The sequence below is a fragment of the Methylococcus mesophilus genome (assembly GCF_026247885.1).
In the GTDB taxonomy this organism is placed as follows: domain Bacteria; phylum Pseudomonadota; class Gammaproteobacteria; order Methylococcales; family Methylococcaceae; genus Methylococcus; species Methylococcus mesophilus.
The window spans coordinates 2,853,601-2,879,180 of the sequence record NZ_CP110921.1; the positions used below are offsets into that span (position 1 = coordinate 2,853,601).

Sequence of the window (25,580 nt, forward strand, 5' to 3'; positions counted from 1 at the left end):
CCTTTTCAAGGCTTCGTGTCGCAACCCGCCCGGTGGTCCATCAACCGGGCACAGCGACGTGAGCTAACGCAACCGGAAATCGAAGACGCAGGGGGCTGTACGATCAGATCCAACCTTGTTTTTTGAATGCTGTACGCATTTCCTCCGCGATGGCGTGCGCGGTCTCCGTTGCCCGACCATCGACAGTGGACGAACCCTTCGCCTCTCCCGCCAGTTTAGACGCACCGCTCACGATCAGTCCGATCGGATTTCCAGTGGCCGCCAGGGTAGCAACTCCTACAAGCGCACCCGGCGTCTTGCTGCCACCCGATTCCATTTCGCCACCTCCTACTCGGCGTAGCCCCTGATTTGTCATGAGGTAGCCCTCGACAGCGGTTTTCAGCTCTGCAGAACCGGAACCAAAACCGACCAACACTCGTTTACCCGCGCTGCCCTCGCTGACCGAAACGAAATACCCCCGGATTACCAGGTCACCGACTCTCGGCGGCGGCTGCCCCTCCGCTCGTACTGCCGGAAGCCCCATCGTTTTAATCTCTGCAACTAATTCACTGGCGACTTCCATTCCTAATTTGCGGCCCAGTTCGATCTGTTGGGGCGTCTGTTGCTGCCCGTCCCCAGTCGCCTGGCTAGCCAAGGGAGATTCCCGCGGAATGTCCGACGGGGTTGCACCGAAATCATAGACGATGATCCGGTCCGGCCGGGCGACCTTCGCGGTTCCCGTGTACGCTTGGCGCGAATTCACATGGGTAGACGAGCACCCCGCCAGAGTAATCAGGGCAAAGATGGAACATGCGGCACGGCTTAGCAGCTTCATTGCAGGTTTCCCTCATTCATTAAATGGCACGACGACTTCGCAACTCATGCTGGCACAGGGGCGGGCGGCGGCCTGCCCTCAGGTGAGCCAGTTTCACCTTGATGCCGGGCACGCAAATGCGTGCAAACACAGCTCCGGCCCACCTAGCCAAACTAGGCCAATCATTATCAGTCGCGCTCGATTTAACACGCAACACCGTCATGCTTGCCCCCAGCGACCAATCCTGAGGTCGCTTCGCTTTCCGGTCTAGCTTGTTCTGGTTTCGAGCAATGGCTTCTTCATCCAATTCTTCAAGATGTGCACCCTGATGTTCAGCTCTTCCGCAACGGCCTGAACCATCCGGTCTCGACGGCTGAACACCTTCGACAGGGCTTGATCTTTTAAGCCCTCAGCATACGTCGCTTTCTTCACGCTCTCGGTATCCCCTAAATCTCGTCTGCTTTGAAAATTGGAGGAGACAACTATTCTGACGCGGGGAGGGGGGGGCAGGCCAAGGACCAGGTGAAGCAGGATCTGAAGGACTTTATCCGAGAAGGGATATGGATGCGGCGAAAGCTCGGGAAGGCGGTGTGACAGTAGTCCTTCTTCTCAATCTGGAAGAAGTTGCACAACGCCTTGGCGGTGTCTCAGCGCGCACCGTCTGGCGAATGATCGCAGCCGGAGACTTGAAAGCGGCACGTGTGCCGCGGCTGATCCGGGGTACCCGTCGAAAGTTTGTAGGCTGAAGTGGCCAAGGCCGTCCGCGCGCAATGGATTGTCGATGCCGCCGAGGAACGCCAGGCCGCGCCCGAATCGGAGCCGGTAACGTCAGAAGTGCTGACATTCAATGTCCTGCTATCTGGAAGGGCCTAGCCGGGACAAGCGAAACCATCAGCGGGATCTGTTCAGTGCGAAACAGCTTTACCCGTACTTTACCGGGAAAGACCTGGCTGAAACCGCCGGTGCAGACGTGTGGAGCAATATCGCCAAACGTCAGGATGATGGGGTCAGCGCGGCGACGATTAACAAGGAAATGGGCCTGGTTCGAGCGGCCATCAATTGGGCACGGAAGGAACACGAATGGGATATTCCGAACCCATTTGAATGCCGCAAGCTGAAGGAACCCGCCGGTCGTTCCCGGTGGTTGAGCCAAACGGAAGCGGCCATGCTGATCCGGGCGGCCAAACAGGTGCCGAAGGCTGCTCACTTGGCTGACTTCATCCGGTTGGGGCTTTATAGCGGGATGCGGCCGGGCGAAATGCTGGGGCTGGAATGGAGTCGGGTAGACCTTTCGCGAAACCTGGTCTAGCTGGGATCTGAAGACCAGAAGAACGGCAGGGAAGGGAGCGTACCGCTGAATAAACAGGCACGTGAAACGATCATTTCACGCGCAAGATTCCGGGCCACCTACTGTCCGGGTTTGCCCTGGGTGTTCAGCAATCGGGAAGGCGAGAGGATCGCCAGAGTTCACAAGAGCTTTGCCTCGGCGGTCCGGGCTGCTGGATTGGGTGACGTTCATCCGCATGGCCTGCGGCGTACGTTTGGGAGCAGGTTGATGCAAGTCGGGGCGCCGATTCAGACGGTAAGCGCTTCACTGCGGCATTCCGACATTCGAGTGACTGACCGGGTCTACGCACATCTTTCGCCGGCAACCTTAAGGGATGCGGTGGATGTGCTAAATGGAGTCGAGGTTTCACACTCCGGTTTCACGTTGGCGGAAAAGCCTGGAACCTGGAAAGACGTGAATTTGTAAGGGATTGGATTTACGGGAATTTTTGGTCGGGGTGAGAGGATTCGAACCTCCGGCCACTGCCTCCCGAAAGCAGTGCTCTACCAGGCTGAGCTACACCCCGAAATCCGGCTGGACAGATTTTCTTAATAACCGCGATCAACCGCGAACCGTGCAAGAGCGATCAAGGCCTCCTTGTAATCACTCTCGGGAAGATGGGTAACCTGCTCGATAGCTTTGTTCGCAGCATCCCTGGCACGCCGCTCAGTATACGGGATTGCGTCGGTCGACTCAATCACTGCGTAAACTTTTTTGAACTGCTCCCGTTCGCCTTGCTCTATCGCTTGCCGCAAGATGTTTGCATCCGCACCTGAGGACTGAGACAGCGCGTAGATCAACGGCAAGGTCGGCTTGCCTTCGGCGAGGTCATCCCCGAGATTCTTGCCCCACTCTTCAGGATCGGCCTTGTAGTCCAATACATCGTCTTTGAGCTGAAAGGCCATGCCGAGATATGTCCCATAATCCTTCAGGGACTCTTCGATTTCGGGAGATGACCCGGTAAGCACGGCGGCAAGTTGGGCAGCTGCGCTGAACAATATCGCCGTCTTGCGGGAGATTACATCCAGGTACTGTCCTTCATCGGTCGCCGGATTATTGCAATTGAGCAACTGCAACACTTCGCCCTCGGCGATGGCTGTGGTGGTGCGCGAGAGGATGTCCATCACTCGCATGTTCTGGACCCGCACCATAAGCTCGAACGAGCGCGAATAAAGATAATCCCCTACCAATACGCTCGCGGAGTTGCCCCACAGCGCGTTGGCCGAATCCTGGCCCCGGCGTAACACGGATTCGTCAACGACGTCGTCGTGAAGCAGCGTTGCGGTGTGGATGAACTCGATGACTGCGGCCAGGGTGATATGGTGGTCGCCCGGATAGCCCAATGCCTTAGCCGAGAGCAGATGGAGCATCGGGCGCAGGCGCTTGCCTCCGCTGCCGACGATGTACTGCCCGATCTGATTGATGAGCACGACGTCGGAGTGCAGTTCGCGCAGGATCAAGCGATCGACTGCCGCCGCCTCGCCGTCGACGAGGCGGCGGATACTGGCAAAAACTTCGCGGGAATTGCGAAGATCAGCGGACCCTGGATCGGAGACAGCCTGACTATTCATCGAGTTGTTATGACGCGCCCGCCAACAAAAAAACCCATCCATGCTAGGTGCTTAGCCCTTGTGTGTCAAGGACTGGGCTGGCGCGCTTCTCTTGAGGCTTTGTTCTGCCAAGGCTGCATGGACAATCGCATGCGGATCACCCGATGGCAGTGGCGGGGCAGTCGCCCAGAACTTTCGACAATAGGGCAATGCCAAGCTCGATCTTTTCCGGGCTCGCATGGCTGAAATTCAGCCGCAAGGCCGGATAGCTTTGATCCGCAACCGGGAAAAACGGCTCTCCCGGCATGAATGCCACGTCATGGTCCAGCGCAACTTTGAGCGCTGCCAGGGTGTCGATGTTCTCGATCAGTCGCAGCCAGAAGAACAGACCGCCGGCCGGTGCCGACCATTCCGCCAAGCCGCTGAAATGTCGTTCCAGGGCGGCCTGCATCGTATCCCGGCGCTCGGCGTAGACGTCGTTCATGTACGCCAGGTGCTTCCCGAAGTCGCTGGAGGCGAGGAAGCGCGCCAGCCAGGCCTGGCCGGTTCGGCCGGTGTGAAGGTCGCTCGATTGCTTGAGGCGGACGAGCCAGGGAAATAAGGCGGGGGACGATGCGAGGTAGCCGACGCGCAATCCCGGAGCCGTAATCTTGGAAAAGCTGCCCAGATATATCCAGGGCGCCCGCTCGAGATATGCGCAGACCGGCGTTCTGTCGCATGACGTATAGACCAGATCCCTATAGGGATCGTCTTCCACCAGAGGCGTGCCGGTTTCATCCAGTACCGCCGCGACGGCGCGGCGTGCCGCATCGTTGTAGCAGCATCCCGACGGGTTCTGGAAGCTGGGGATGAGATAGACGAAAGCGGGCCGGTGGCGGTCGATGGCCGTTTTCAGCGCATCCGGATCGATGCCTTCGGCTTGCAAGGGCAGGCCATGGAACTCCGCGCCGTAGACCCGGAAGCATTGGAGCGCGGCCAGGTAGGTCGGCGATTCCAGCAGCACCGGTGTTCCTTCGTCGATGAACAGTTTGCCGACCAGGTCGATACCCTGCTGGGAGCCGGTCGTTACCAGCACCTGTTCGGCTTGGCACCGAAGCCCGAGGTCCGAAAGCCCCTGGGCAATCAGCTTCCGTAACGCCGGCTCCCCTTCGCTGGGGCCGTATTGGCGGGAATTCGCGGCACAGGGGCTGAAATCCAGCTCCGGCATCAGTTCTTCCGCCGGCAGACCGCCGGCGAAAGAGATGACCCCGGGCCGCTGAGTGATCTGCAGAATGTCCCGGATGAGGGAGCTGGTAAGGCGTTCGGTTCGGCGGGAAAGTCGATGCGTCATGGGAATCCGGCTTGGTTGATTGAGCCAATTCGGCTGCATGGTTTCAAAAAATTTGAGCAAAGTTCGCCGCCGCTCCGGCCATAAAGACGAGAGGCCATTGGCGTGGCGCCGTTCGCAAGCTTTTGACTATACAACATCATGGCCGTGTGCCCCCGTGCTGTGTGGACAAGCAAACCTGAGGCGCCTTCCCCCCTCCATCTGCGTGGTGGTGGGCATACGGCGAGAAGATTTGCAACGACTTGCAAACTAAACATGGTCTTGACCGCAGAATTTGGTTAGTATTTCGGCCCGATTACGGAAGACGAGGCCGCTTGGCGTCGACTTCCGTCAGCGCCGCGTTGTAGCCGGGCAGGTACCGGCGGGTCGACGGGCAGAGGGATGCGACAGCAGTCACCCGGCTCCAGACTCAAAATTACAACGATAACTACGATACCCGAGGAGACTCAGTCGATATGAAAATTCAGAATGCCCTGTCCAAATTCGCTGCTTTGCTGGTAGCCGGTTCCTTGAGCTTCGGCGCCTTCGCCGCGGAAGACGCTCACGGCGTGAAGAGAGCTACCGAAGAAGCCTTGAAGGCGTCTCAGGATGCCCTGGAACAGGCGAAAGCCGGTCAGACGGACGCTGCAATTGCAAGCTCCAAGCTGTACCGTCAGAAAGCGAAGGAAATCACCGGCGCTGCTGCCGGCATTTCGCTGCAGAAGGCCATGGGCTCTGCCAAGGGCGCTGCTACCGATCTCGAAGCCGGCAACAATGCAGCGGCCATTGAGAAACTGACCGATGTTGTGACCCGTATGACGGACATCAACGCTAACACGAAGTAACTTCACTTCGTCGATCGTCTGCCGGCCGAACCGCCGACAGGTGATGAAAGGGCGGGGCGCGATGCGCCCCGCTTTTTTTCATGCTAGCCGCGGCCGTATCCGAGGTGCTTACGGCGCGTGCCGCACGCCGGCACCGGCAATGTATTCAGGCGTGCTTGGTTCGGGGTTTGCCTCCATGTAGGCACGGAAACCGGCGAATACCGGCCAGGTGACCGTCTCCATGCCGCTCGCGGCCAATAAGCCGATACCTGCAAAGGCGCGCTCCACCCAGTTCGGACGGGTTTTCATCCGGAAATCCCGCTGCAGGGTCTCCTCATCATCAGTCATCAACGCATAAGTCAGCCGCGTATTGTGGAACGCCATGGGCTGAGCCGGCCGGTCCGGCGTCGCGGGCTCCGCGCCGCAGCCAGCCAGAAGGCACATCAGTGCTGAAATCGCCAATTTTGAAGGCTTTTCCGCGATCATCTTCTGATTAAAACATTCACAATATCCGGAAGCCTACCATGAATGGCATGGTACGAGGCAGGCGCCCGCCGGCTTCCGACGATCGATAACACTCTGGCGCTTTCGGCAAACACTCAGTGGTGGAAGATTCGATGCACCTGCCGTTTCCCTCGAAGGGACTCTATGCGATCACGCCCGATCGGCTGCGAGGCGATGCGCTGCTTGCCGCAGTGGAACTCGCCCTCCTCGGGGGCGCGGCGGTACTGCAATACCGGCCCAAGTCGGGATCGGCGAAAGATCACCTGGCCGAAGGGAGCCGGCTACTCGGTGTTTGTCGCGCCGCCGGCGTTCCCCTCATCATCAACGACAGTCCGCGGCTGGTGGCTGAGATAGGTGCGGACGGAGTACACCTGGGCAGGGACGATGGCGGGGTGGCGGCAGCGCGGAGCTTAATCGGCGCCCAGGCGATCGTCGGCGTTTCCTGTTATGACTCGCTGGATCGGGCGCTCCGAGCGGAAGCCGAGGGAGCCGCGTACGTAGCCTTCGGGGCGTTTTTCCCGTCCGCCACCAAGCCCGGCGCACCGCGGGCCCGGCTGGAGACTTTACGGGAGGCGAAAATCCGCTTGAGCGTTCCCATCGTCGCCATCGGCGGCCTGGACGCCGCCAACGCCAGTCAAGTCGTCGATGCCGGCGCGGACCTGGTCGCGGTCGTCGAGGCGGTATTCGGGGCGTCGGATGTCGCGCGTGCAGCATCCGAACTGCGCGGCCTTGTTCACTCTCCGCCGAGCCGGCGACCGCTCCTTGACGGCGGCTGAAACAACCGTTTGGTATGATCCCATTGTCCTCGCGATGGAACGGCGGCATCATATTCGGTTAACGCTTTAATCAACCGAAGGGTCGAGAATCGCCATGATCGCAAGCAATCCATCCCTGAACTCCCAGTCCGCGGCCAACACGGATACCGATCCGGAGGAAACCAGGGAGTGGCTGGACGCGCTTGCAGCCGTCATCGAAGCGGAAGGCGTCGAGCGCGCGCATTTCCTGATAGAAAAGCTTGTCGACAAGGCACGCCGCTCCGGTGCGAACCTGCCTTACAAGGCACACACCGCCTACATCAATACGATTCCGCCACACGCCGAGGCGCGCAGCCCAGGCGATGCCGGCTTCGAACACCGCATCCGCTGCTATCTGCGCTGGAACGCCATGGCGATGGTGGTGCGCGCGAATCAGAAATCCACCGAGTACGGCGGACACATTTCCAGCTTCGCCTCCTCGGCCACACTCTACGACGTCGGCTTCAACCATTTCTTCCACGCCCCTGATCGCGACCACGGCGGCGACCTGGTGTTTTTCCAGGGCCATTCCGCGCCCGGCATCTATGCCCGGGCCTTCCTGGAGGGGCGGCTGACGGAAGAGCATCTGGACCGGTTCCGCGCCGAAGTCGGCGGCGGCGGGCTTTCGTCCTACCCCCACCCCTGGCTGATGCCGGATTTCTGGCAGTTCCCGACTGTCTCCATGGGCCTCGGGCCGCTGATGGCGATCTATCAGGCCCGGTTCATGAAATACCTGGTCGACCGCAAGATCCTGCCGAACACCGAAGACCGCAAGGTCTGGTGCTTCTGCGGCGACGGCGAGATGGACGAACCGGAATCCATGGGCGCCATCGGCCTCGCCGGCCGGGAAAGACTGGACAACCTGATCTTCGTGGTCAACTGCAATCTGCAGCGCCTGGATGGGCCGGTGCGGGGCGACGGCAAGATCATCCAGGACCTGGAGGCGGAATTCCGCGGCGCCGGCTGGAACGTCATCAAGGTGATCTGGGGCTCGCATTGGGACGCACTGCTGGCGCGCGATACCAAGGGACTGTTGCAGCAGCGCATGGAAGAGGTGGTCGACGGCGAATACCAGACCTACAAGGCCAAGGACGGCGCCTATGTCCGGAAGCATTTCTTCGGCAAATATCCCGAACTGCTGGAAATGGTCGCCAACATGTCCGACGAGGATATCTGGCACCTGAACCGGGGCGGCCACGACCCGCACAAGGTGTACGCTGCCTACGCGGCCGCAGTGGCGCACAAAGGGCAGCCCACGGTGATCCTGGCCAAAACCATCAAGGGCTACGGCATGGGCCGGGCCGGCGAAGGCCAGATGGGCGCGCATCAGCAGAAGAAGCTGGATGCCGAAGCGCTCAAGGCATTCCGCGACCGTTTCAGCATTCCGATCCCGGACGACAAGGTGCACGAGGCGCCGTTCTACAAGCCGGCCGAAGACAGCCCCGAAATGATCTATCTGCAGGAGCGCCGCAAGGCTCTGGGCGGCTACCTGCCGCAAAGGCGGAAGGAGGCGCCCCATCTGCAGGTGCCCGAGCTGAGCATCTTCGAGACGATGCTGAAGAGCTCGGAAGACCGTGAAATGTCCACGACGATGGCCTTCGTCCGGCTGCTCTCCTCCCTGCTGCGCGACAAGGCGCTGGGCCGCTACGTGGTGCCGATCGTGCCCGACGAAGCTCGCACCTTCGGCATGGAAGGCCTGTTCCGGCAATACGGCATCTATTCCTCGGTCGGCCAGCTCTACGAGCCCCAGGACGCCGACACCGTGATGTTCTACCGCGAGGATAAATCCGGCCAAATCCTGGAAGAAGGGATCTGCGAAGCGGGCGGCATGTGCGATTGGATCGCAGCCGGCACGGCGTTCAGCAATCACAACGTGCAGATGATCCCGTTCTACATCTACTACTCCATGTTCGGCTTCCAGCGCGTCGGCGACCTGATGTGGGCGGCGGGTGACATGCAGGCCCGCGGTTTCCTCATGGGCGGCACCGCGGGACGCACCACCCTGGCCGGTGAAGGCCTGCAGCACCAGGACGGCCACAGCCACCTGATCATGGGCGCGATTCCCAACTGCATCACCTACGACCCGACCTTCGCCTACGAACTGGCGATCATCGTGCACGACGGCCTGCGCCGGATGTACCAGGAAGATGAGAGCGTCTTCTACTACATCACGGTGATGAACGAGAACTACTGCCATCCCGCCCTGCCGGAGGGCGCGGAGGAAGGCATCGTCAAGGGGCTGTACAAGTTCCGCGATGCCGGTAAGGACGAGGCCGTGCAGTTGATAGGCAGCGGCACGATCCTGCGCGAAGTGCTGAAGGCGGCCGATTTGCTCGAAGCGGATTACGGCATCGAGGCCGGCGTCTGGAGCGCCACCAGCTTCAACCAGTTGCGCCGCGATGGCTCGGAGGTTTCGCGCTGGAACCTGCTGCATCCGGAACAGCCAAATAAGATCAGCTATGTCGAACAGTGCCTGGCGGCGAGCAAAGGTCCGATCATCGCGGCGTCGGACTATGTCAAGGCCTATCCGGACCTGATCCGGGAATTCGTGCCCCGGAGCTACACCGTGCTCGGGACCGACGGCTTCGGCCGCAGCGACCGCCGTTCGGCGCTGCGCCAGTTTTTCGAGGTCGATAGCTACCACATTGCGTTCGCGGCCCTGAAGTCCCTGGCCGACGAAGGCGGAATCGAAAAATCCAAGCTGGCGGATGCGATGGCCCGCTGGAACATCGACCCGGACAAGGCCAACCCGGTCGGCTGCTGAGGAGGATAAAAAGAAATGGCACAAGAGCAAACCGTCGTCGTCCCCGATATCGGCGACTTCAAGGACGTCGAGATCATCGAGGTGCTGGTCAAGCCGGGCGACAAGATCGCGGCGAACGACTCGCTGATCACCCTGGAGAGCGACAAGGCGGCGATGGAGATCCCCTCGCCCTATGCCGGCATCGTGGCCGAACTCCATGTCGGCGTGGGCACCAAGGTCAGCATGGGGACGCCGATCCTGCTGCTGCGGGCGGACGAGAGTGCGGAAACGCCCGTAGCGGTCGCCGCTCCTGCCGAACCGGCACCAGCCGCTGCGCCGACGCCGATCGAGCCTGCCCCGGTTCTACGGGCCGAAGCGCCGGCCGCTCCCGTCTCTCCGCCCGCTCCCCCTACGCCGACTCCGGTTGCCGAGGAAGGTTCGGGGCCGGCCCATGCCAGCCCCGCCGTCCGCCGCTTCGCCCGCGAACTCGGCGTCAACGTGGCGAAAGTCCGCGGCACCGGCCCCAAGGGCCGCATCCTGAAAACGGACATCCAGACCTTCGTGAAGGACGCCGTAGCGAAGGCGGAACGGCCCGCCGGCGGTTTCGCCTTGCCGGAGCTGCCGGAAATCGATTTCGCCCAGTTCGGCCCGATCGAGCGCCAGCCGCTGTCGCGGATCCAGAAGCTTTCGGCGGCCAATCTCCACCGGACTTGGATCACGGTCCCGCATGTTACCCAGCACGACGAGGCCGACATCACCGAGCTGGAAGCTTTCCGCAACGCACTCAAGGCCGAATCCGCCAAGCGCGGCGTCAAGCTGACCCCGCTGCCGTTCATCATCAAGGCCGTGGTCGCCGCCCTGAAAGCCTTCCCGCGCTTCAATGCATCGCTTGCGCCCAACGGCGAAGAACTGATCCTGAAGAGCTACTGCCACATCGGGTTCGCGGTGGACACGCCGGACGGCCTGGTGGTGCCGGTGATCCGCGATGCCGACAGCAAGGGGATCTGGGACATCGCCGCCGAACTCGCCGCCATCGGCGACAAGGCCCGCGGCAAGAAGCTGCGCACGGCCGACCTGCAGGGCGGCACCTTCACCGTTTCCAGCTTAGGGGGAATCGGCGGCACGGCCTTTACGCCGATCATCAACGCCCCCGAGGTCGCCATCCTGGGCGTCTCCAAGGCGCAGATGCGGCCGGTGTTCCAAGACGGCCAGTTCGTCCCGCGGCTGATGCTGCCCTTGTCGCTGTCCTACGACCACCGCGTGATCGACGGCGCCGACGGCGTCCGCTTCGTCACCTATGTCAGCGGCCTGCTCGCCGACATGCGGCGCGTCCTGCTCTAATTGAAGAAGGATATTCCCGATGGCTGAACCCAAGACGATTCACGCCGAGGTCCTGGTGCTGGGCGGGGGCCCCGGCGGTTACACCGCCGCTTTCCGCGCGGCGGACCTGGGCAAGCAGGTGGTCCTGGTCGAACGCTACCCGACCCTGGGCGGCGTCTGCCTTAACGTGGGCTGCATCCCGTCCAAGGCTTTGCTGCACACCGCGCAGATCATCCACGAAGCCAAGGAAGCCAGCGAGTTCGGCGTCCGCTTTGGCGCACCGGAAATCGATCTGGACCAGATCCGCGGCTTCAAGGACAAGGTGGTCAAGACCCTGACCGGCGGGCTCGAGGCCCTCGCCAAGCAGCGCAAGGTGACGGTGGTGCAGGGCACCGGCCAGTTCGCCGGCGATCACAGTTTGAACGTGGAAACGGCCGATGGCCCGGTCACGGTGAGTTTCGACCAGGCCATCATCGCCGCCGGTTCGCGGGCGGTGAAGATTCCGGGCTTCCCCAACGACGATCCGCGCCTGATGGATTCGACCGACGCCCTGGCGCTGCAGGAAGTGCCCAAGCGCCTCCTGATCGTCGGCGGCGGCATCATCGGCCTGGAAATGGCCACGGTGTATCACGCCCTGGGCGCCGGCATCACCGTGGTGGAACTGATGGACCAGCTGATCCCCGGCTGCGATGCCGATCTGGTGCGCCCGCTCCACCAGCACATCAAGAAGCAGTACGAGAACATCTATCTCAAGACCCGCGTTGCCCGGATCGAACCCGAAGCGGCCGGTCTCAAGGTGTTCTTCGAAGGGGAAGGTGCGCCCGAGTCCGATGTGTTCGACCGGGTGCTGGTCGCGGTGGGGCGCGCCCCGAACGGCGCCCTGATCGGTGCGGAAAACGCAGGTGTCCACGTCGATGCCAAGGGCTTCATTCCGGTCGACGAGCGCCAGCGCACCAATGTCCCGCATATCTATGCCATCGGCGACATCGTCGGCAACCCCATGCTGGCCCACAAGGCCACCCACGAGGCCAAGGTCGCCGCCGAAGTCATCGCCGGCCATCCTTCGGCGTTCCAGGCCCTGACCATTCCGTCGGTGGCTTACACCGATCCGGAAGTCGCCTGGATGGGCGTCACCGAAACTCAGGCGAAAGCCCAGGGCATCGAATACGAAAAAGCCGTGTTCCCCTGGGCCGCGAGCGGACGCGCCTTGGGCATCGGCCGCAAGGAAGGCGCCACCAAACTGTTGTGCGACAAGGCTACCAAGCGGGTGATCGGCGCCGGCATCGTCGGTCCCCACGCGGGTGAACTCATCGCCGAAGCCGTGCTGGCGCTGGAAATGGGCGCCGACGCCGAGGACATCGGCCTCACCGTCCATGCCCACCCGACCTTGTCGGAGACCTTCGCCTTCGCCGCGGAAATGATCGAAGGCACGATCACTGATCTCTATATCCGCAAGCGCTGACCGAGCCGGACCGCACTCGAAGAGACGGCGAATTCCATATTTTCTCCACATTTCCATCAAAGTTGGGGACCAAGCTATGGGCAGGTATCCGATCAGGGTGCCTGCTTCCCTCAACCTTGAACTCGACTCGATCGAAGGAGAAACGCCATGTTCGTTCGCAACTTGATGACCGCCGGCTTGCTGCTGGCATTGTCGGCCCCCGCGGTTCTTGCCAAGCCCGACAAAGGGCCGCATTTCCCGCCGGAATACGATCTCAACGGCGATGGAACCGTCACGTCCGATGAGGTGACGACCGCACGCACCGCCGAGTTCACCGCCATGGATACCGATGCCAGCGGATACGCCAGCATCGCCGAAATCGAGGCTTGGCTGACGGCCAAGCAAACGGAACGCTTTACGGCGCTGGATAGCGACGAGAGCAGCGCCCTGAGCCAGGCCGAATTCGTCGGCAGCGCTACGGGCAGGCAGGCGCGGCGGGCGGCCAAGGCCTTCAAGATAGGCGATACCGATCAGAACGGCGAGCTTTCCTCGGCCGAGTTCGCAGCGCTCCGTCCCGTCAGCCAGGACCTCATCAGATTGCTCACCGCCGTGGATACTGATGACGATGATCAGATCTCCCTGGCCGAATACCTCGCCGAGCCTGCGAAACCCGGCCGCTGAAGCCGTCTCTCCGTCCCGTGGCGGCGGCCGGTTCCTGAGGCCGCCGGCCGCCGGGAGAGGCCAGCCCGGAATCATCCCGTCCCGCCGAAGGCGTGGCATCGGCAGCCGGCGGGCGCGATGAAATTCAATATCTTCGGGAAGTTGTTTCTCGGTGCCTTCCTGAGCACGCTGATCCTCACGGTTACCGTCATGGCTTCGGTCCGCTGGAGTTTTCTGCGCGGTTTCGAGGAGTATCTGTTCCAGGTCCAGGAAGAACGCCTGGACCGCTTTGCAGCGTTGCTGGCGCAGCAGCACCGGCAGTATGGCGGCTGGGATTTCCTGAGGGGCAACGAGGGCTATTGGCGTGAACTCTTGCAGCAAGGCGCCGGTTTCGATCCCGAGGACCTCCTGCCGCCGCCGGACGCCGGCTTCGATGCGGGGCCGGACGCTTTGTCTCCACCGCCGGAGCACCTCCGCCCGCCGCCACCGGAAGGGCTGCTGCGGGAGGGGCACGTCTGGGTACTGGACGCGGATCGCCAGCAGGTCAGCGGTCCGCCGTTCCCGCTGAGGGACGCGAGCGAGGGAAATCTTCGCCCCATCGTTTGGGGCGGCGCCACCGTTGGATGGCTCGGCTTCAAGCCGCACCCCCACGCCCTGCCGTTCAGGGACGATCGCCTTCAGGCGGCCTTCATCGAGCAGCAGGCCCGGACCGGCTATGTCATCATGGCCCTTGCCTTGCTGATTTCCCTGGTGGGATCGCTGATCCTTGCGCGCCAGTTCCTGCTGCCGATCAAGCGCCTGGCCGTAGGCGCGAATGCCCTCAGATCGGGCCGTTATGAGACGGAGATAACGGTGACGGGCGACGACGAGCTCGGCCGTCTGGCGGCCGATTTCAACTTGCTGGCCCGCACCCTGGCCCACAACGAACAATGCCGCCGGCAATGGGTCGCCGATACTTCCCACGAACTGCGGACGCCGCTGGCGGTCCTGCGGTCGGAGGTCGAGGCGCTATTGGACGGGGTCCGCGAGCCTACGCCTGAACGCCTGCGTTCGCTGCACGGGGAGATCATGGCCTTGAGCAAGCTGGTGGACGATCTCTTCGAGCTGTCACTCTATGATCTCGGAAACCTCAAGTACCGCATGGAGCCGCTGAACCCGGTGGGCATCCTGGTTGAAGTGGTTTCCAGTTTCCGGAGCCGGTTCGAAGCGAAAAATATCGCTTTGAAGCCGTTTAACCAGCACATTGCCAAGATCACCGTCCTGGGCGATGCGCAAAGGCTGCGTCAGTTGTTCGGGAATCTGCTCGAAAACAGTCTTCGCTATACCGATGCCGGCGGCGCCTGCGAAATCGCCGTGCGTCAGGCCGAGACCATGGCAATACTGGAGGTTTCGGATTCCGCTCCGACCGTTCCCGAGGACGCCTGTACGCGGTTGTTCGAACGGTTTTACCGGGTCGATGCATCGCGCAGCCGGAGTCTGGGCGGCGCGGGTTTGGGCCTTGCGATCTGCCGAAACATCGTGGAAGCCCACGGCGGCGGGATCCGGGCGCAAGGCTCGCATCTCGGCGGGCTCAGCGTGCGCGTGGAACTGCCCTTGCTTCCGTCCTGAACCGAAGGCTTACGCCGATGCCGGATTCAAAGTCGATATTGCTTGTGGAAGACGAACCCAAGCTCGCGGAAGTACTCAAGGAATACTTGGAGCGCGCGGGCTTTTCGGTCCACTGGCTGGCGGAGGGGATGCCGGCGGCGTCCTGGGTAAGGCAGCACGAACCGGATCTGGTTCTGCTGGACCTGATGCTGCCCGGCCGGGACGGCATGGATGTCTGCCGCGATATCCGAAAGTTTTCCAACGTGCCGGTCTTCATGATCACCGCCAGGGTCGAAGAAATCGACCGTTTGCTGGGTCTGGAACTCGGCGCCGACGACTATATCTGCAAGCCCTACAGTCCCAGGGAGGTCGTTGCCAGGGTGCGGGCCGTGTTCCGCCGGATCGAATATTGCGGTTCCGGGCGTCCGCCGGAAGCGGAATTCAGGGTGGATCACGAGCGTATGACCATCGAGTTCCAGAGCCGCGCGCTGGACTTGACTGGGGTGGAGTTCAGGCTGCTTGCCGCCTTGATGGAGAAACCCGGCAGGATTTTGTCGCGGGAGCGATTGCTCGGCCGTCTGTACGAAGACAACCGGATCGTCACCGACCGCACGGTGGACAGCCACGTCAAGAACATCCGGAAGAAACTGGCCGCGGTGCTGCCGGAACGCGAGGTGCTGGTGTCGGTTTACGGGGTGGGGTACAAATTTGAATGGTGACTCCCTTGGAATCCAGTCGGGGCACAGAGCCGCCCGTGATGCCTAGGCATGAGCGGAAAATGGCGCAGCGTCCGGCCTTTGCCTTCCTCGCCACGCTGATCGCGTCAGTCGTTGTGGCTCCGGCCGTGGCGGCGGCCGGGTTTCCGGATTTTCCCGGCGAACCGCTGTTCCAGGGAGCGCCAGTGAAACCGCGGCTGAGCACACCGAAGGCTCGTCTTTACCGGTCGGCGCTGCGCCGAGAGAGCGCCCAAGGGCCGAACTTCAATGGCCATTATCGGCTTGCCACCTGGGGCTGCGGCTCAAGTTGTCTCGAGCTGGCCGTGGTCGACCTGACCAATGGCAGAGTCTGGTTCGCAGCCACCGAATATTGCGCCGCCGCGCGCAGCGAGGGCCAGGGAAAACCCGTTTGGATCGACGCCCGCATCGACAGCAGGCTTTTCTACCGGTACGACTGCCAGATGACCAAGGAAACCGCCTGTCCGGACGACGCACCGAACCGCCGCCACGCCTACGTCTGGACACGCGAAGGGGTCAAATCCCTGGGAGCCGAATGTGTCCCCGAAACAGGCCCGTGAAGAAAGCCAGAGCGCGCCATTCCGCAGACAAGGACCGTTGCAAGTGAAGCGGGGCGGTTGCCCGGAGACCATGGCGGCTGTTCCGCACGACGAACCGGCCGGGCATGGCGGTCGGCTCAACGCTCGGTTGACAAGGCCTGGCGGCGAGGGCATTGTTCGGCGGAAAATCTTTGACCTTAGGCCCCATTTTGTCAGTTTGTCGGAAGTGGCATGACGACATTACGTATCGCCCTCGCTTTCGCCATCGCCACGGTCGTCGGTGGCTGTTCCGGCCCCCACCGGGGCCTTTCCGACTGGTTCGGCGGATCTTCGCCCTCGGCCGTGCCCGAAACCGGCCAGACCTATTATTCCGGGGTTGCAAACCTGGTGGTACATGCCGGCGCCTCCGGCAGCTCGGCAATCGTCGGACGGTTGCCGCTGCACGAAAAAGTTGCCCGCACGCGGACCGAACACGGCTATGCCTACATCCTCGCGTCCCGGACCGGGCTTGAGGGATGGGTAGACAACGCAAAGCTCATCTGGCGGCTGCCTGCGCAAGGCGGCGGTCCTGTTCAACATCCGCAACCCGCAGAGGAAATGCCCCCGGTCGAACCGCCGAAGCCGGATGACGCGACAGCGGCACGGCCCGCGCAGCCAGCCGTCGAACTTGCAGACCTGCCGGCCTCACCCGTCCAGCCGTCCGAACCGGCGGCGCCGGCGGTTCCTGCTCCCGAGCCGTCGAGTACGCCGCGTCCGATTCCCAAGGCCTTCGATCCATTCTGAACGGGCGAACCCGCCTCGTTCCCGAGCTTTGGGGGCCGGGTCCGACGGCGCCCTGACAAAGTTATCGGTACGACCCACCACTTCCGGAAATCATTCAGATGCCCGCCGCCCATCCACACGCGCTTCTTGTCATCCTGTTCGTTGCAGCCATGGCGCCGCTGTTCAACGAACTGCCCATTCGGTTGCGCCTGCCGCTGGTCGTGCTGGAGATATTGTTCGGCATCGTCGTCGGGCCGCAGGTCCTTGACCTGATTTCCGTCGAGGGCGCTATCAGGACATTGTCTGCCCTGGGCATGTCGTTCCTTTTCTTCCTGGCCGGGATGGAGATCGATTTCGCCTCGCTGCGCGGTCCTCCGCTCAATTTGGGTGCCATCGGATGGCTGTTCTCCATCATGTTGGCATTGCTGTTGACGTTTTCGCTTCATGCGGCCGGGATCGTTTCCGATCCGCTGTTGGTCGCGGTTGCCCTCAGCACCACGGCAATCGGCACCTTGCTCCCCATCCTGCGGGATGCCGGCGAACTCGACACCGAATTCGGCCGATTTCTGCTGGGCGCTGGAGCGATCGGAGAGTTCGGGCCGATCATCCTGTTTTCGCTGATTTTGACCGGGGAGCAGAGCGTCGCTCTGCGCTCCGGCATGCTGGTTTCCTTCGTGCTCATTGCTATCGCCTGCGCCGCGTTGGCGTTGCAACTGCGTCCGCCGCGAGTTGTCGCGCTGCTCTCGCGCAGCCTGCACAGCACGAGCCAGTTGCCCGTGCGTCTCTCGATGTTCCTATTGGGCGGTTCGGTCGTACTCGCCGACAGCTTCGGCCTCGACTTGTTGCTGGGCGCGTTTGCCGCAGGGAGCCTGGTCGGCCTGGTCGCCCGCTCGCCCGAAGCCGAGCCCTTCCGCCACAAGCTCGACGCTCTCGGGTTCGGCTTTCTGATTCCCATCTTCTTCGTCACCAGCGGTGCCCAAATGGATGTCGTCGGCCTGTTCTCCAACCCCAATGCCCTGATGCGGGTGCCGTTGTTTCTCCTGCTCCTTCTGGTCATTCGCGGGCTCCCCGCGTGGCTTTACCGGCGGAGTCTTCCAACCGCCGAGCGATACGCCCTGGCGTTTTATTCGGCCACTGGTTTGCCTTTGATCGTCGTCATCACGGAGATTGGAAAAGCTACCGGCCGCATGCTTCCCGAAAACGCCACGGCGCTGGTCGGAGCTGGAATTCTTTCTGTACTGGTTTTTCCGCTTGCGGCCATGACACTGAGGCAGCGAAAGCGGGAGCGGTCTGAAAGTTTGCTGTCGAGCTGAAGGAAAATCGGCCGGGAAAAACACGGGATCAGGAGTCGGGCGCCTGGAATTTAAACTGAAAGGCGCTCAACTTTGCTCGCGCCTCCCTTTGGGAGAGAGTCATGATCGTGAGTGGAGATGGTGCGGAGGGGCGCGGCTTGAGCAGAATTCTCGGGGGGCTATGTCAAGAGCCTGTACCGTCGCCTCATGAAGGCGGTAGCGAACACAGATGGGGTCCGGCGAGCCGAAGGCGAGGGGGGGAAGTGAAATCAATCCTTGACCTAATGGAGCTGGTGACAGGATTCGAACCCGCGACCGGCTGATCACAAAAACTAAGCCATGGGATTTGGGGCTGTTTTGAACCGCCCCGGGTTTGGTGGAGGCTCCACCCGTTGAGAATATGGAGCCATGAAAAAGTCTACGAAGTTTTCCCCCGAGGTGCGCGAGCGCGCCGTTCGTCCGGTGTTGGAGCGCCGCAACGAGCACCCCTCGCAATGGGCCGCCGTTGAATCCATTGCCGGCAAGATGGGCTGCACGCCCCAGACGCTGCTGGAGTGGGTGCGACGGCATGAACGCGACGCCGGGCAACGAGAGGGTGCGACCTCCGCTGAGCAGCAACGCCTCAAGGAGCTGGAGCGCGAGGCGAAGGCACTGCGCAAGGCCAATGAGATCCTCAAGCTCGCCAGCGCTTTTTTCGCCCAAACGGAGCTCGACCGCCGATTCAAATCCTAAGGGCCTTTGTCGATCGGTATCGCGACCGGCACGGGGTCGAGCCGATCTGCAAGGTGTTGCAGATCGCCCCGTCGGGCTACAGGCGCGATGCGGCACAGCAGCGCAACCCTGACCTGCGCTGTGCACGTGCCCACCGCAACGCGGCCCTGACCCCGCAGATCGAATGCGTCTGGCAAGCCAACCTGCAGGTCTATGGTGCCGACAAGGTTTGGCGGCAGCTGAACCGAGAAGGTATCGCGGTGGCTCGCTGTACGGTTGAGCGGCTCAGGCGACGTCAGGGTCTACGCGGCGTCATCCGTGGCAAGTCGGTGCGCACTACGATCAGCGCCCCTGAGGCGCTCTGCCCGCTGGACCGGGTCAACCGGCAGTTCAAGGCCGACCATCCTAACCGGCTTTGGGTGGCGGACTACACCCATGTCTCGACCTGGCAAGGTTGGCTGTACGTGGCGTTCGTCGTCGACGTGTTTGCCCGGCGCATCGTCGGCTGGCGGGTGAGCGCTTCCATGCACACCGATTTCGTGCTGGATGCACTGGAGCAAGCGCTGTACGCCCGCCAACCAGGCCGAGACGATCAACGGACGGTACAAGGCCGAGTTGATCCACCGGCGGGCGCCTTGGAAGACCCGGGAATCCGTCGAACTGGCCACGCTCGAATGGGTGTCCTGGTTCAACCACTCCAGGCTGCTTGAACCCATCGGGTATATCCCGCCCGCAGACGCTGAGGCAAACTACTACCGGCAACTCGCCACTCAGGCCGCCATTCCAGCCTGACTTAAACCAACCCGCCTCCACGATTCCCGGGGCGGTTCACCCCCCATATTTCAAGATATTTAATCGCCCGGTCTATAACTTTCTCGAAAGTAGCGTCACATAGTGATGTATTGGTGACCTGCTCCCCGAGATTAGTCCGGTCGTGATGTAGAGTCTGCCTCGATAGGAGGCAGCATGAAGAAGCGTTTCACCGAAGAACAGATCATTGGCATCCTGAAGGAAGCCGAAGCCGGCCTAAAAGTAGCGGAGCTGTGCCGCAAGCACGGGCTCAGCGAGGCGACGTACTACAACTGGAAAGCGAAATACGGCGGCCTGACAGTGTCGGATGCGCAGCGGCTCAAGGCACTGGAGACCGAGAATGCCCGGCTCAAGCGCCTGCTGGCGGAGGCGATGCTGGACAATGCTGCGTTGAAAGAGGTTGTAGGCCGAAAGTGGTAAGCCCACAAGCCAAGAGGGTGGCGGTCTCCCATCTGATGACAAAGCACCAGATGGGCGTCACGCGGGCTTGTGGGCTGATCGGTATTTCTCGGTCGCTGTATCGCTACGAAGCTAAGCGGCCAGTAGACCAGGAGCTCAAGGAACGACTGTGCGAATTGGCAGCGCAGAAGCGGCGCTATGGGTATCGCCGGCTGCACGTGCTACTTTGCCGAGAGGGTTGGGAAATCAACCGAAAGCGCACCTATCGCGTGTATCACGAGGCCGGCCTGATGGTCCGCAAACGAAAGCGGAAGCGCATTGCCGGCGTGGAGCGCCAAATCAAGGTCGCGCCATCGGCGCCTAACGAGAGTTGGTCTATGGACTATGTTTCGGACGGTTTGGCCGATGGTCGGCGGCTGCGGTGCCTGAATATCGTCGATGACTTCACGAAGCAGTGCTTGGCCATCGAAGTCGATACTTCGCTGCCTGGCAGACGTGTAGTCGGTGTGCTGCAACGGCTGGCAGAGATCCGCGGATTGCCCAAATCAGTCACCGTCGACAACGGCCCCGAGTTTGCCGGCAAGGCTTTGGATGAATGGGCCGATAGCCAAGGACTGTGCTTGAGCTTCATCCAGCCAGGTAAGCCACAGCAGAACGCCTACATCGAAAGCTTCAACGGCAAATTCCGGGATGAATGCCTGAACGAGCATTGGTTCGTCTCGATGCGCCATGCTCGCCAAGTCATTGAGGAGTGGCGTCGGGAATACAATGAGCAACGCCCCCACAGTTCGTTGGCTTACCTGACGCCAGATCAGTTTGCAGACACATTTTTAACCGCAGACTCTATGTCCGTTTCGGACTAAATCGGGGAGCAGGTCATTGGCATTCAGGCTGCCGGAAAAGTGACTTCACCAACTCGGGTAATCTTTGAATGCGGCGTATAGGGTCATGGTTTGACAGCCAAAGTGCAGAAGCCCGGTTCCGCCACCACCACGCGCGACTCCACAAAGCCGGCTAACGTCAGCATTTCCGACAATCCGCGGTTCACCTGACCCGAATAGGGCGTAAACGCCACGGCAATCTTGCCGCCCGGCTTGAGGGTGCGCCGCATTTCCGCAAGTCCAGCCGTAACATCGGGCCAAACCTGCAAGGTATTGATCGCCAGTGCCTTATCGAAGCGGCTGTCTTCGAATGGGAGACGCTCCACAAAGCCGTGCCGCAAGTCGACTCGGCCGATTGCGACATTTGTCCAATTTCGAGCGATGGCCTGCGCGACCATTTCCCCGGAAGAGTCCAGTCCCGCTATATAGCCTTCCGGAGCCAACCGGGCCAGAAGCTGAATGCCGACGCCGGGACCGAATCCCACTTCAAGGGCGCTGTCATTAGGTTGGATGTCCAGGAGTTCGACCACCCAGGCAGCGGCGTTCCGGTTCGTGCGCGCCATGATGGAGCCGCCCATCCGCCCCATAAACCCTTGGGGTCGCCCAAACAGGCGCATCAAGATGCTGTTTTCTTGGCTCATCGCGGCCTCTCTCCATAGTACGCAAAAAAATAGGTCGCCAGAGAGTTGAGAGCGGGGCTGCGGGTCGTCAAGAGACGGTGCAGAAGGAGCCGGGCAAGCCAGGCCCTAGGCATCAGCCATCTTGGCAGGAGACTGAGCGGGTCCAATATGAGCATCGCGGTCATGGTTTTCGCTTTTTCCGTTATCGATGCAGCGGATGGTCGTCCTCGCGGGTAACCGAACGATTTCACCGCGAACCGGTTTTGGTAACGCACGGTTTCCGTATTCGCCTTTGCAATCTTCCGTTACAAAACTCACCCTTAAGCAGGGCGGACTATTCAGCATAATGCCTTCATGACGCGATCTCCCCACATCCTCATCGTCGACGACGACCGCGGACTTCGACAACTCTTGACCGGCTTCCTCGCCCGGCACGGCTTTCGGGTGGATGCGGCCACGGATGGCAAGGGCATGGCCAAATTGTTGGAAACGGGCCGTTTCGACCTCATCGTCCTCTATGTGATGCTGCCCGGCGAAGGTGGCCTCGCGCTGTGCTGGAGCCTACGGGCGGCTTCGAGTCTTCCGGTCATCATGCTGAGGGCGCTGGCCGATGAGACCGAACGTCTCGTGGGTCTGGACATGGGTGCCGACGACTATGTCGTGAAGCCCTTCAACCCGCGTGGACTGTTGGCCCGCATCAAGGCGGTGTTGCGGCGCAGCGACAGCGTTCCGGGCAGCCGGGAGGAGACGGGGGGCGACCTTGGTGTTCGACGGCTGGCGGCTCGATCTCGCCAAGCGCGAACTGCATTCCCCCGAAGGCGTGCTGATGCCGCTGACCGGTGGCGAGTTCGACCTGCTGGCGGCCTTTGCGCAGCATGCCCAGCGCGTCTTGAACCGCGATCAGTTGCTGGACTTGACGCGGGGACGCGCGGCCTCCGCCTATGACCGCAGCGTGGACGTCCAACTCAGCCAATTGCGCCCCAAAGTCGAGGCCGATCCCAACGGTCCAGCGCTGATCAAGACCGTGCGCGGCGGCGGCTATTTGTTCACACCGCGCGTCGAACGCGAACGGTGATCGCTATGAGATCCTGGCCCGACAGCATTGCCGGCCGAACCGTCGGGCTGCTCTTTGCGGGCCTGGTGTTCACGGCGACGGTCAGCCTCTCCGTGTTCCAATTGGATTTTTTTCACGGCAAAGGCTGGGACGAGACTTGTCGGAACCTGCACCGCGTCGCCATCATCGCTTCGATCATGAATCGGGTGCTGCCGGATACCCGTCCCGTGCTGCTTCCCGCATTGAACGAGCGTGGTCTTGCGGTAGTCTGGGAGCCTCGCGCCACGCCCCCGCCGCTGCGCCAGGACGGCATGACCCATCATCTGGCGCGAGACATTCGCGTCCTCGTCGAAGCGCACGGGCTGGAGCGCGTTGCGGCGGGCTATCCGTCCGGTGTTTCCGGAGCCGCTGGATGGCTGACGCCGGAGCCGGGACCGGCGGAGGTCTGGATCGCGCTTTCGGACGATCCTTGGCTCCGATTCGTCATCGCCAGCGAAGAGGAAGGCCGGAGCCGACCTGGACGACATGCAGGCCATGTTGCAGTCGACCCTGTCCTTCGCTGGCGATGATGTGGGAGCGGAAGCCACCAATCCGGTCGATCTAGCCATGCTGCTACAAAGCCTGTGCGACAATCTTCACGATGCCGGAAAAGAGGCTTCTTATTCGGGGCCTTTGCACCTGACCTATGAGGGGCGGCCGGTTTCGCTGCGCCGAGCCTTCACCAATCTCGTCGACAACGCCCTGAAATAAGGCCTCGATTTTTTCTTCTTCGAAATAGACCATACATAAATATTTCATGGTTTCCAAAAACCTCAATATTTATATGGTATGGTATCAGGTAGTCGAACTGGTCAATCCCGTCTCAACACTTTGTGGCACATTGAAACGTAAAACTCTCTGGCGACATTCGCGGAAATAACTACTCATTGTCTACACAAGACTGCAATGCTTTGACGTCTCCCGATACGATCTTATCCAAGTGATGCGTAATCTTTTCGATCGACCAGTTCCACCAAGCAATCGATTCCAATATATCGATTTCACTCGGCGGAAAGCGTTGTTTCAAAGGCTTTGCGGGATTGCCACCAACGATGGTATAGGCTGGTACGTCGCAGACCACTACGGCACGAGCGGCCACGACCGCACCATTCCCGATTTTTACTCCTGGCATAATCATCGCCTCATAGCCAATCCAGACATCGTTGGCAATCACGGTGTCGCCCCTGTACGGCAGATCGCACGGGCCAGGCATAACCTTTTCCCAGCCGTTTCCGAAAATCTGGAATGGATATGTCGATATCCCTGACAGTTTGTGGTTGGCGCCGTTCATGACAAATTTCACTCCACGGGCAATCGCACAGAATTTGCCGATAATCAGTTTATCTCCGATAAACGGAAAGTGGTAAAGTACATTTCTCTCGAACCCCTCGGAATCTTCCGGGTCATCGAAATAGGTATAATCGCCTATCACGATATTTGGATTTTTGACGACATTCTTGATGAAACAAACTTGAGGGAAGCCTGCCATCGGATGCTTTTCCTGTGAGCTTGGGCCGTTCAAAATCAGCTCCTTGTAATATAACCAGGCCCGACTTTCCGTATGCCAGATCGGCAACGGCCCGGGCTTCACGGACATGGTCTGTACGCTCAAAATAGGACAGGATCAATAGCCAGTGTCGGAAATCCACAAAGCCATACGCTCGAACGTCGATCAAGGGGCGTGTTCGAGCTCTTGTTTCCCAACGACGGACGCCTTCGCCAAGTCGATAGCGTGCTCTCTTACATCGGTAGACCAGCTCGCCACTGTCTGGCTTAATCGGTCGTAATCGCCAGCAAATAAGGCTCGTGTGGCCTCTTCAAAACCCGGTTCGTTTCCTGCCATAGCATGCATAAATCTATAAGCGGCCTCTCGGGCCTGGCGTACCCGGTCGTCTTCTTTATTGGCGCGCATGGCATGCTCGACGAGTTTTCGCAGGGCTACAGAAGCCCCGCTAGGCTGAGACGCGAGCCAATCCCAATGTCTGGGGAGCAATGTGACTTCACGAGCCGTGACCCCCAACTTCGGACGCCCGGCTGATCGCCGCACATTCAGCGGTGGGTATGGCGCCTGCCCCTCTTCTGGCGGGGCGATGGCCAGTAGTCGATCCAGGACCACTGACATCGAACCGCGAAAATCGAGTTCTACAGGATGGCTCGTAACCGCATCAAAAATCAGGATCGAATCCTGACTTTCCGAGTCAATAAAAGACTTCACTGTTCGAGCCACATCTCGTGGTCTGCCGAAGGCAATGCGCTTGGTATCTGCGAAGGCAATCCAGGTGGGTTGTGTGTCAGTATTCATGGTGGTTGGACTCAAATCAACGGGAGGCTCTTATTTTACCCGGATGAAATAAAGGATCAATATCACCCGGGTAAAATTTAGACATCCGTCCCCGGCCCATCTGGCTCGGCGGGGTCTGGTAGAGGCAATGTCCACTAATTAGCGGGGGAGGGCGTTGCCCAGATCGCCTTTACATCTAGCGTTGGCAGGTTGTCCAACAATCTTGAGGCCAGGCGCGGACTAAACCGGCCAATCATAGCGGAGCTGCGGCACCGGCTGCGTGCGATACAGCTCAAGCACCTGGGTCGGGACACGATGACGTATCGGGAGTTGAAAGTGGTGGGCGCTGCGGAAACGGCCGCCTGCCAGGTGGCCGCGAGCAGTCGCGGCTGGTGGCGCAATGGCCACCGAACTCCGGCACGGACATCGACGAGAGACTGCTGCCGCTCCCTTTATCTCTGGGCTGGGAACTCATCAATCTGGCCGGCGACTACATCTGGCGGCAGAGCAAGTCCATCGAACAAGGCAAATTCCGACCGCTTCGCACGATCGAGGCCTAGCCTACGATTTTTCCGTTTCACGAGCGAACCCCGGAAGCGGCGCGGCGCC

General features: G+C 61.0%; 27 protein-coding genes, 1 tRNA gene, 2 pseudogenes and 1 other annotated feature. Of the genes and pseudogenes, 21 read left to right on the forward strand and 9 right to left on the reverse strand.

Translation table 11 applies throughout. The annotated features are described in order from the left end of the window. Window positions 1-103: 103 nt before the first annotated feature. Both OOT43_RS13505 and OOT43_RS13510 read right to left on the reverse strand, forming a co-directional pair. Window positions 104-814 carry a DUF4410 domain-containing protein gene (locus OOT43_RS13505; protein ID WP_266021100.1) on the reverse strand — a complete coding sequence of 237 codons (711 nt, stop codon included), beginning with the start codon at window positions 812-814 and terminating at the stop codon, window positions 104-106. A gap of 246 nt (window positions 815-1,060) precedes the next feature. Then, window positions 1,061-1,225: a hypothetical protein gene (locus tag OOT43_RS13510; RefSeq protein ID WP_266021101.1), complete on the reverse strand. Its 165-nt coding sequence runs from the start codon at window positions 1,223-1,225 to the stop codon at window positions 1,061-1,063. Window positions 1,226-1,353: 128 nt separating this feature from the next. Between OOT43_RS13510 and OOT43_RS20625 the strand changes: the two genes are divergently transcribed. The 3 genes from OOT43_RS20625 to OOT43_RS20630 all read left to right on the forward strand — a co-directional run bounded on the left by OOT43_RS20625 (window position 1,354) and on the right by OOT43_RS20630 (window position 2,546). After that, entirely contained in the window at window positions 1,354-1,539 is a 186-nt protein-coding gene (locus tag OOT43_RS20625) for a helix-turn-helix domain-containing protein (RefSeq protein WP_394358014.1), read from the forward strand. A 101-nt stretch (window positions 1,540-1,640) separates the two neighbouring features. Further along, the gene (locus OOT43_RS13515; protein ID WP_266021102.1) at window positions 1,641-2,102 is read left to right on the forward strand and encodes a site-specific integrase; all 462 of its coding nucleotides are present in this window, start codon (window positions 1,641-1,643) and stop codon (window positions 2,100-2,102) included. Then, window positions 2,103-2,546, forward strand: a complete 444-nt coding sequence (locus OOT43_RS20630) for a tyrosine-type recombinase/integrase (protein ID WP_394358059.1) — start codon at window positions 2,103-2,105, stop codon at window positions 2,544-2,546. Between the two features lie 23 nt (window positions 2,547-2,569). On the opposite strand, the gene OOT43_RS13520 is transcribed toward OOT43_RS20630, so the two are convergent. From OOT43_RS13520 to OOT43_RS13530, 3 genes are all read right to left on the reverse strand, one after another. Beyond that, window positions 2,570-2,646, reverse strand: a tRNA-Pro gene (locus OOT43_RS13520). 22 nt (window positions 2,647-2,668) lie between these two features. Next, window positions 2,669-3,691: a polyprenyl synthetase family protein gene (locus OOT43_RS13525; protein ID WP_266024923.1), complete on the reverse strand. Its 1,023-nt coding sequence runs from the start codon at window positions 3,689-3,691 to the stop codon at window positions 2,669-2,671. 136 nt (window positions 3,692-3,827) lie between these two features. Beyond that, window positions 3,828-5,000: an aminotransferase-like domain-containing protein gene (locus tag OOT43_RS13530; RefSeq protein ID WP_266021103.1), complete on the reverse strand. Its 1,173-nt coding sequence runs from the start codon at window positions 4,998-5,000 to the stop codon at window positions 3,828-3,830. A 452-nt stretch (window positions 5,001-5,452) separates the two neighbouring features. On the opposite strand from OOT43_RS13530, the gene OOT43_RS13535 reads away from it, so the two are divergent. Further along, window positions 5,453-5,821 (forward strand): hypothetical protein, encoded by a 369-nt coding sequence (locus OOT43_RS13535; protein ID WP_266021104.1) that lies wholly within the window; start codon window positions 5,453-5,455, stop codon window positions 5,819-5,821. Between the two features lie 108 nt (window positions 5,822-5,929). On the opposite strand, the gene OOT43_RS13540 is transcribed toward OOT43_RS13535, so the two are convergent. Further along, a complete protein-coding gene (locus OOT43_RS13540) occupies window positions 5,930-6,286 on the reverse strand; it encodes a hypothetical protein (RefSeq protein ID WP_266021105.1) in 357 nt (118 codons plus the stop codon). A 131-nt stretch (window positions 6,287-6,417) separates the two neighbouring features. Here OOT43_RS13540 and thiE point away from each other — a divergent pair, with 131 nt between their 5' ends. The 12 genes and pseudogenes from thiE (at window position 6,418) to OOT43_RS13600 (ending at window position 20,959) form a co-directional block, all read left to right on the forward strand. After that, entirely contained in the window at window positions 6,418-7,080 is a 663-nt protein-coding gene (thiE, locus tag OOT43_RS13545; protein WP_266021106.1) for a thiamine phosphate synthase, read from the forward strand. Between the two features lie 94 nt (window positions 7,081-7,174). Continuing rightward, window positions 7,175-9,862, forward strand: a complete 2,688-nt coding sequence (gene aceE, locus OOT43_RS13550) for a pyruvate dehydrogenase (acetyl-transferring), homodimeric type (RefSeq protein ID WP_266021107.1) — start codon at window positions 7,175-7,177, stop codon at window positions 9,860-9,862. A gap of 15 nt (window positions 9,863-9,877) precedes the next feature. Next, window positions 9,878-11,182: a dihydrolipoyllysine-residue acetyltransferase gene (gene aceF / locus OOT43_RS13555; RefSeq protein WP_266021108.1), complete on the forward strand. Its 1,305-nt coding sequence runs from the start codon at window positions 9,878-9,880 to the stop codon at window positions 11,180-11,182. 19 nt (window positions 11,183-11,201) lie between these two features. Next, window positions 11,202-12,623: a dihydrolipoyl dehydrogenase gene (gene lpdA, locus OOT43_RS13560; RefSeq protein WP_266021109.1), complete on the forward strand. Its 1,422-nt coding sequence runs from the start codon at window positions 11,202-11,204 to the stop codon at window positions 12,621-12,623. Window positions 12,624-12,770: 147 nt separating this feature from the next. Next, window positions 12,771-13,283: an EF-hand domain-containing protein gene (locus OOT43_RS13565; protein WP_266021110.1), complete on the forward strand. Its 513-nt coding sequence runs from the start codon at window positions 12,771-12,773 to the stop codon at window positions 13,281-13,283. Between the two features lie 117 nt (window positions 13,284-13,400). Beyond that, the gene (locus tag OOT43_RS13570; RefSeq protein WP_266021111.1) at window positions 13,401-14,870 is read left to right on the forward strand and encodes an ATP-binding protein; all 1,470 of its coding nucleotides are present in this window, start codon (window positions 13,401-13,403) and stop codon (window positions 14,868-14,870) included. 17 nt (window positions 14,871-14,887) lie between these two features. Next, window positions 14,888-15,568 carry a response regulator gene (locus tag OOT43_RS13575; RefSeq protein WP_266021112.1) on the forward strand — a complete coding sequence of 227 codons (681 nt, stop codon included), beginning with the start codon at window positions 14,888-14,890 and terminating at the stop codon, window positions 15,566-15,568. A gap of 59 nt (window positions 15,569-15,627) precedes the next feature. Continuing rightward, entirely contained in the window at window positions 15,628-16,143 is a 516-nt protein-coding gene (locus OOT43_RS13580; protein ID WP_266021113.1) for a hypothetical protein, read from the forward strand. A 210-nt stretch (window positions 16,144-16,353) separates the two neighbouring features. Next, entirely contained in the window at window positions 16,354-16,905 is a 552-nt protein-coding gene (locus tag OOT43_RS13585) for an SH3 domain-containing protein (RefSeq protein WP_266021114.1), read from the forward strand. A gap of 149 nt (window positions 16,906-17,054) precedes the next feature. After that, entirely contained in the window at window positions 17,055-18,197 is a 1,143-nt protein-coding gene (locus tag OOT43_RS13590; protein WP_394358060.1) for a cation:proton antiporter, read from the forward strand. A gap of 387 nt (window positions 18,198-18,584) precedes the next feature. Continuing rightward, window positions 18,585-19,679, forward strand: a pseudogene (locus tag OOT43_RS13595) (IS3 family transposase). Next, window positions 18,863-18,979 (forward strand) — a sequence feature (AL1L pseudoknot). It overlaps the preceding pseudogene by 117 nt. Before the next feature lie 174 nt (window positions 19,680-19,853). Then, window positions 19,854-20,959, forward strand: a protein-coding gene (locus tag OOT43_RS13600; RefSeq protein ID WP_394358008.1) for an IS3 family transposase whose coding sequence is annotated in 2 segments (ribosomal slippage) — window positions 19,854-20,112 and window positions 20,112-20,959 — 1,107 coding nt in all. Because the reading frame shifts where the segments join, the coding sequence is not laid out codon by codon here. An 83-nt stretch (window positions 20,960-21,042) separates the two neighbouring features. On the opposite strand, the gene OOT43_RS13605 is transcribed toward OOT43_RS13600, so the two are convergent. Then, a complete protein-coding gene (locus OOT43_RS13605; RefSeq protein WP_266021116.1) occupies window positions 21,043-21,618 on the reverse strand; it encodes a class I SAM-dependent methyltransferase in 576 nt (191 codons plus the stop codon). 333 nt (window positions 21,619-21,951) lie between these two features. Here OOT43_RS13605 and OOT43_RS13610 point away from each other — a divergent pair. The 4 genes and pseudogenes from OOT43_RS13610 to OOT43_RS13625 all read left to right on the forward strand — a co-directional run. Beyond that, window positions 21,952-22,239 (forward strand): annotated as a pseudogene (locus OOT43_RS13610) (response regulator); the annotation flags it as partial. A 121-nt stretch (window positions 22,240-22,360) separates the two neighbouring features. Further along, on the forward strand, window positions 22,361-22,672 hold the full coding sequence (locus OOT43_RS13615; RefSeq protein ID WP_266021117.1) for a winged helix-turn-helix domain-containing protein: 312 nt from the start codon (window positions 22,361-22,363) through the stop codon (window positions 22,670-22,672). 5 nt (window positions 22,673-22,677) lie between these two features. After that, window positions 22,678-23,220 (forward strand): hypothetical protein, encoded by a 543-nt coding sequence (locus tag OOT43_RS13620; RefSeq protein WP_266021118.1) that lies wholly within the window; start codon window positions 22,678-22,680, stop codon window positions 23,218-23,220. Continuing rightward, window positions 23,186-23,401, forward strand: coding sequence for a hypothetical protein (locus tag OOT43_RS13625; RefSeq protein ID WP_266021119.1), 216 nt, complete (start codon window positions 23,186-23,188; stop codon window positions 23,399-23,401). The genes OOT43_RS13620 and OOT43_RS13625 overlap by 35 nt, the downstream gene beginning before the upstream one ends. A 169-nt stretch (window positions 23,402-23,570) precedes the next feature. On the opposite strand, the gene OOT43_RS13630 is transcribed toward OOT43_RS13625, so the two are convergent. Both OOT43_RS13630 and OOT43_RS13635 read right to left on the reverse strand, forming a co-directional pair. Continuing rightward, a complete protein-coding gene (locus OOT43_RS13630) occupies window positions 23,571-24,212 on the reverse strand; it encodes a Vat family streptogramin A O-acetyltransferase (protein WP_394358061.1) in 642 nt (213 codons plus the stop codon). A gap of 150 nt (window positions 24,213-24,362) precedes the next feature. Beyond that, a complete protein-coding gene (locus tag OOT43_RS13635; protein ID WP_266021121.1) occupies window positions 24,363-24,992 on the reverse strand; it encodes a DUF2239 family protein in 630 nt (209 codons plus the stop codon). A gap of 371 nt (window positions 24,993-25,363) precedes the next feature. Between OOT43_RS13635 and OOT43_RS13640 the strand changes: the two genes are divergently transcribed. Further along, window positions 25,364-25,531 (forward strand): hypothetical protein, encoded by a 168-nt coding sequence (locus OOT43_RS13640; protein WP_266021122.1) that lies wholly within the window; start codon window positions 25,364-25,366, stop codon window positions 25,529-25,531. Window positions 25,532-25,580 lie beyond the last annotated feature (49 nt).